Origin of the sequence: Enterobacter sp. CM29 (genome assembly GCF_013179605.1) — a bacterium.
In the GTDB taxonomy this organism is placed as follows: Bacteria; Pseudomonadota; Gammaproteobacteria; order Enterobacterales; family Enterobacteriaceae; genus Enterobacter; species Enterobacter intestinihominis.
Map to the genome: position 1 here is coordinate 1 of NZ_JABMCU010000237.1, position 5818 is coordinate 5818.

A 5818-nucleotide genomic window follows, 5' to 3' on the forward strand; every position below is an offset into this window, starting at 1 on the left:
AGTCGCATAAAGGATTCTTTGCCAGGCTTAAGACCAACCAGATTGTAATACGCCACAAGGAGATGCTTGCGCACATGTAGCCAGCGATCCACCAGGGTGTTACTTCCTCCAACGCGCTCAGTCAGGCTTTCCAGCTGGTTTAACATGGTCGACTCCATAAGGTTTAAAATGGGATCTGCTTATCCAAAATGTAACCACAATGCTAACAACATGTCAGTGAAGCGAAGGTAGTGCAATAGATATGGATCGTATTATTGAAAAATCAGATCTGGGTTGGTGGATCGTCAGCCACGAACAAAAATTATGGCTGCCCTCAGGAGAGTTGCCCTACGGTGCCGCGGAAACGTTCGATCTGGTGGGCCAGTCCGCACTGAAGATCGGCGAGTGGCAGGGCGATCCCGTGTGGTTGATCCAACAGGCGCGCCGTCAGGATATGGGATCCGTACGTCAGGTGCTGGATCTGGACGTCGGCCTGTTCCAGCTGGCGGGGCGCGGCGTACAGCTGGCGGAGTTTTACCGCTCGCACAAATACTGCGGTTACTGCGGCCACACCATGCACCCGAGCAAAACCGAATGGGCGCTGCTCTGCGGCCACTGCCGTGAACGTTACTACCCGCAAATCGCACCGTGCATCATTGTCGCCATCCGCCGTGATGATTCCATCCTGCTGGCGCAGCATACCCGCCATCGCAACGGCATTCACACCGTCCTCGCCGGGTTCGTGGAAGTCGGCGAAACGCTGGAACAGGCGGTGGCGCGCGAGGTGATGGAGGAGAGCGGCATTAAGGTGAAAAACCTGCGCTATGTGACGTCGCAGCCGTGGCCGTTCCCGATGTCCCTGATGACCGCGTTTATGGCGGAATACGACAGCGGCGAGATTGTTATCGATCAGAAAGAGCTGCTGGAGGCGAACTGGTATCGCTACGACGATTTACCGCTGCTGCCCCCGCCGGGAACGGTGGCGCGTCGCCTGATAGAAGATACCGTGGCAATGTGTCGGGCCGAGTATGAGTAGTGTTACACTGACGGACTGACGCAATAAGGAACTGCAAAATGACCGAACTGAAGAACGATCGTTATCTGCGTGCGCTGCTGCGCCAGCCCGTTGATGTCACCCCGGTGTGGATGATGCGCCAGGCGGGACGCTATCTGCCAGAGTACAAAGCCACGCGTGCGCAGGCGGGCGATTTTATGTCGCTGTGCAAAAACGCCGAGCTGGCCTGTGAGGTGACGCTCCAGCCGCTGCGCCGCTTCCCGCTCGATGCCGCCATTCTTTTTTCGGACATTCTTACCATTCCGGACGCGATGGGCCTTGGGCTCTATTTCGAAACCGGCGAGGGGCCGCGTTTTACCTCACCGATCAAAAGCAAAGCCGACGTTGATAAGCTGCCGATCCCCGATCCGGAAGGCGAGCTGGGCTATGTGATGAACGCCGTGCGCACCATCCGCCGCGAGCTCAAAGGCGACGTGCCGCTGATTGGCTTCTCCGGTAGTCCGTGGACGCTGGCAACCTACATGGTGGAAGGTGGCAGCAGCAAAGCCTTTACCGTCATCAAAAAGATGATGTACGCAGAGCCGCAGGCCCTGCATGCCCTGCTCGACAAGCTGGCGAAGAGCGTCACGCTCTATCTCAACGCGCAGATTAAAGCGGGCGCGCAGTCGGTGATGATTTTCGACACCTGGGGCGGCGTGCTAACCGGGCGTGATTATCAGCAGTTCTCCCTGTACTACATGCACAAAATTGTCGATGGTCTGCTGCGTGAAAACGAAGGCCGCCGCGTGCCGGTAACGCTGTTTACGAAAGGCGGCGGTCAGTGGCTGGAAGCGATGGCGGCCACCGGCTGTGATGCGCTGGGCCTCGACTGGACCACTGATATTGCCGATGCGCGTCGTCGTGTGGGGGATAAAGTGGCGCTCCAGGGCAACATGGACCCGTCCATGCTCTATGCACAGCCTGCCCGTATCGAAGAAGAAGTGTCGACTATACTGTCTGGTTTCGGCCAGGGCGAAGGCCACGTCTTCAACCTCGGTCACGGTATTCATCAGGATGTACCGCCAGAACACGCTGGCGTATTTGTGGAGGCGGTGCATCGGCTTTCTGCCCAGTATCACAAGTAAGGAGTGGTTATGGATCTCGCGTCGCTACGCGCTCAGCAAATCGAACTGGCTTCATCGGTGATCCGCGAGGATCGTCTGGATACGGACCCTCCGCGATACATTGGCGGGGCGGATGTCGGGTTTGAGCAAGGCGGTGAAGTGACGCGAGCGGCGATGGTGGTGCTGAAATACCCGTCGCTGGAGCTGGTGGAGTACAAGGTGGCGCGTATCGCCACCACCATGCCCTATATCCCCGGCTTTCTCTCCTTCCGCGAATATCCCGCGCTGCTGGCCGCGTGGGAGCAACTCTCGCAAAAACCCGATCTGCTGTTTGTGGATGGGCACGGCATCTCCCATCCGCGTCGCCTGGGCGTTGCCAGCCACTTTGGTCTGCTGGTAGACGTGCCGACCATCGGCGTGGCGAAAAAACGCCTGTGCGGCGCGTTTGAGCCGCTCTCTGCCGAACCGGGCGCGCTGGCGCCGCTTATCCATAAAGGCGAGCAGCTGGCGTGGGTCTGGCGCAGTAAAGCGCGCTGCAATCCGCTGTTTATCGCAACCGGGCATCGGGTCAGCATGGACAGCGCCCTGGCGTGGGTGCAACGCTGTATGAAGGGCTACCGCTTACCTGAGCCTACCCGCTGGGCTGACGCCGTTGCCTCTTCACGTCCGGCATTCATTCGTTGGCAGGAAATTCAGCCGTGATTCAGGTAAACTGCGGCTAATTTTCGATTCGAGACATCATCATGTTACAAAACCCGATTCATCTGCGCCTTGAGAAGCTGGAAAGCTGGCAGCACGTGACGTTTATGGCTTGCCTGTGCGAGCGCATGTACCCCAACTATGCCGCGTTCTGTAAGCAAACGGAGTTTGGCGAAGGCCAGATTTATCGACGTATCCTGGATTTGATCTGGGAGACGCTGACGGTCAAAGACGCAAAGGTAAACTTCGACTCTCAGCTTGAAAAGCTGGAAGAGGCAATTCCTGCGGCGGACGATTACGACCTGTATGGCGTCTACCCGGCTATCGATGCCTGTGTGGCGTTGAGCGAGCTGATCCACTCCCGTCTGAGCGGTGAAACCCTGGAGCACGCCATTGAAGTCAGTAAGGCATCCATCACCACCGTCGCGATGCTGGAAATGACCCAGGAAGGCCGTGAAATGACCGACGAAGAGCTGCGTGCTAACCCGGCGGTTGAACAGGAATGGGATATTCAGTGGGAAATTTTCCGTCTGCTGGCGGAGTGTGAAGAACGTGATATTGAGCTGATCAAAGGGCTTCGCGCGGACCTGCGCGAGGCCGGTGAGAGCAATATTGGTATAATTTTTAACCAATGAGACAACAAAACGTGATTTAACGCCTGTTTTGTCACTCCTCGACTCTTCCCTTTCGCCCCCCGTCTGGTCTACATTTGGGGGGCGAAAAAAAGTGGCTATCGGTGCGTGTATGCAGGAGAGTGCTTTTTTGGCATTTTCGTCGCACTCGATGCTTAGCAAGCGATAAACACATTGAAAGGATAACTTATGAACAAGACTCAACTGATTGATGTAATTGCGGACAAGGCTGATCTGTCTAAAGTGCAGGCTAAAGCTGCTCTGGAATCTACCCTGGCTGCTATTACTGAGTCTCTGAAAGAAGGCGATGCTGTACAACTGGTTGGTTTCGGTACCTTCAAAGTGAACCACCGCGCTGAGCGTACTGGCCGCAACCCGCAGACCGGTAAAGAAATCAAAATCGCCGCAGCTAACGTGCCGGCATTTGTTTCTGGTAAAGCACTGAAAGACGCAGTTAAGTAAGACGCGTGGCAGTGAACAGTTTTAACGAAGGGGCGGCAACGCCCCTTTTGTCATTCTGGCGTGGACCGCTCGCGCTGGCAGGCGTACTGTTGCTGTCTGCCTGTAGTCATGATTCCTCACTCCCCCCGTTTACCGCCAGCGGCTACGCTGACAACCAGGGTGCGGTCAGGATCTGGCGCAAAGATTCCAGCGATGAAGTGCATATGCTTACCGCGTTCAGTCCGTGGCATAACGGCAATACCTCGACCGCAGAATACCGCTGGCAGGGCGATGCGCTGTCGCTCATTGAACTGAATATCTACAGTAAGACTCCCGAACACGTGAAGGTGCGTTTTGACGACCACGGCGAGCTGAGCTTTATGCAGCATGAGGTCAGTGGACTGAAACAGCAGCTTTCCAGCGATCAGGTCGCCCTCTACCGCTACCGTGCTGAACAACTTCGCCAGACCAGCGATGCGCTGCGTCAGGGCCGCGTGGTGCTGCGCCAGGGGCGCTGGCATGCCGACGGCACGGTGACCACCTGCGAAGGGCAGACAGTGAAGCCTGAGCTTGAATCCTGGGCAACCGAACACATTCAGCGTCGTCAGCGGCATTCATCTGTGGAGGTGAGTGTGGCATGGCTGGAAGCGCCGGAAGGCTCTCAGCTGTTGCTGGTGGCGAACGAAGATTTCTGCACCTGGCAGCCGACAGAAAAGAGTTTTTGATTTAAGTCCCCTCTCCCTTGAGGGAGAGGGTTAGGGTGAGGGTGTGAAATTACTCTCCCTGCTCCCGCGCAATGGCACGATAGCCGATATCCTGGCGGCTGAAGCTGCCGTTCCAGTGAATATCCGCCATCAACGCATAGGCGCGCTTCTGCGCCTCTGCCACGGTATGACCCAGCGCGGTCGCACACAGCACGCGTCCACCATTAGTGAGCACGCGGTCATCGTCAGAGAGCTTTGTACCGGCGTGGAACACCTTCGCACCGTCAATCTCTTCCAGCGGCAGGCCGTGGATCTCATCCCCGGTATTGTAGCTACCCGGATAGCCACCCGCAGCAATCACCACACCTAAAGAGGCACGCTCGTCCCACTCGGAAGTTTTCTCATTCAGCTTGCCTTCGCACGCCGCCAGACACAGATCAACCAGATCGGACTTCATGCGCAGCATGATCGGCTGAGTTTCCGGATCGCCGAAGCGGCAGTTGAATTCAATCACCTTCGGGTTACCCTGCTTGTCGATCATCAGGCCTGCGTAGAGGAAACCGGTGTAGGTATTGCCTTCCGCCGCCATCCCTTTTACGGTTGGCCAGATGATGCGGTCCATGGTGCGCTGGTGTACTTCGTCAGTGACCACTGGAGCAGGGGAGTAAGCACCCATCCCGCCGGTGTTTGGACCCGTGTCGGCATTGCCTACGCGCTTGTGATCCTGGCTGGTGGCCATCGGCAGGACGTGCTCGCCGTCAACCATCACGATAAAGCTCGCTTCTTCGCCGTCGAGGAACTCTTCAATCACGATGCGGTGGCCCGCATCGCCAAAGGCGTTACCCGCCAGCATATCCTGCACAGCGGCTTCCGCTTCTTCAAGGGTCATCGCCACGATAACGCCTTTCCCGGCAGCCAGACCGTCGGCTTTAATCACAATCGGCGCGCCTTTTTCACGCAGGTAAGCCAGAGCAGGCTCTACCTCGGTGAAGTTCTGATATTCCGCCGTCGGGATGTTATGACGCGCGAGGAAATCTTTGGTGAAGGCTTTTGAACCTTCCAGCTGTGCGGCACCTTCCGTTGGGCCGAAAATTTTCAGGCCCGCGGCGCGGAAGGCATCTACAACGCCGATCACCAGCGGCGCTTCCGGGCCCACAATCGTCAGATCGATATTCTCGTTCCGGGCAAAGCTCAGCAGCGCCGGGATATCGGTTACGCCGATGGCGACGTTCTGTAGCGCGGGCT

At 57.1% G+C, this 5818-nt stretch carries 8 protein-coding genes; 6 read left to right on the top strand and 2 right to left on the bottom strand.

The annotated features are described in order from the left end of the window. A partial coding sequence (locus HP459_RS20615; RefSeq protein WP_171936754.1) for an Rsd/AlgQ family anti-sigma factor occupies window positions 1-146 on the bottom strand: 146 nt, incomplete at its 3' end. 95 nt (window positions 147-241) lie between these two features. Here HP459_RS20615 and nudC point away from each other — a divergent pair. The 6 genes from nudC to HP459_RS20645 all read left to right on the top strand — a co-directional run bounded on the left by nudC (window position 242) and on the right by HP459_RS20645 (window position 4594). Continuing rightward, window positions 242-1015: an NAD(+) diphosphatase gene (gene nudC, locus HP459_RS20620; RefSeq protein WP_022646710.1), complete on the top strand. Its 774-nt coding sequence runs from the start codon at window positions 242-244 to the stop codon at window positions 1013-1015. A gap of 38 nt (window positions 1016-1053) precedes the next feature. Next, window positions 1054-2118, top strand: coding sequence for a uroporphyrinogen decarboxylase (hemE, locus tag HP459_RS20625; RefSeq protein WP_023299076.1), 1065 nt, complete (start codon window positions 1054-1056; stop codon window positions 2116-2118). 9 nt (window positions 2119-2127) lie between these two features. Continuing rightward, on the top strand, window positions 2128-2799 hold the full coding sequence (gene nfi, locus HP459_RS20630) for a deoxyribonuclease V (RefSeq protein WP_003862312.1): 672 nt from the start codon (window positions 2128-2130) through the stop codon (window positions 2797-2799). Window positions 2800-2840: 41 nt separating this feature from the next. Next, a complete protein-coding gene (locus HP459_RS20635; RefSeq protein ID WP_022646712.1) occupies window positions 2841-3431 on the top strand; it encodes a YjaG family protein in 591 nt (196 codons plus the stop codon). Between the two features lie 186 nt (window positions 3432-3617). Then, window positions 3618-3890 (top strand): nucleoid-associated protein HU-alpha, encoded by a 273-nt coding sequence (gene hupA, locus HP459_RS20640; protein ID WP_002445246.1) that lies wholly within the window; start codon window positions 3618-3620, stop codon window positions 3888-3890. Between the two features lie 11 nt (window positions 3891-3901). Next, window positions 3902-4594, top strand: coding sequence for a DUF1481 domain-containing protein (locus HP459_RS20645; protein ID WP_022646713.1), 693 nt, complete (start codon window positions 3902-3904; stop codon window positions 4592-4594). Between the two features lie 49 nt (window positions 4595-4643). Here the strand turns inward: HP459_RS20645 and purD are convergent. Further along, window positions 4644-5818, bottom strand: a 1175-nt coding sequence (gene purD / locus HP459_RS20650) for a phosphoribosylamine--glycine ligase (RefSeq protein WP_171936755.1), incomplete at its 5' end; no start/stop codon positions are given.

Coding starts and splice junctions, on each gene's coding strand:
- nudC (WP_022646710.1), top strand. CDS start 242: ATGGATCGTATTATTGAAAAATCAGATCTGGGTTGGTGGATCGTCAGC.
- hemE (WP_023299076.1), top strand. CDS start 1,054: ATGACCGAACTGAAGAACGATCGTTATCTGCGTGCGCTGCTGCGCCAG.
- nfi (WP_003862312.1), top strand. CDS start 2,128: ATGGATCTCGCGTCGCTACGCGCTCAGCAAATCGAACTGGCTTCATCG.
- HP459_RS20635 (WP_022646712.1), top strand. CDS start 2,841: ATGTTACAAAACCCGATTCATCTGCGCCTTGAGAAGCTGGAAAGCTGG.
- hupA (WP_002445246.1), top strand. CDS start 3,618: ATGAACAAGACTCAACTGATTGATGTAATTGCGGACAAGGCTGATCTG.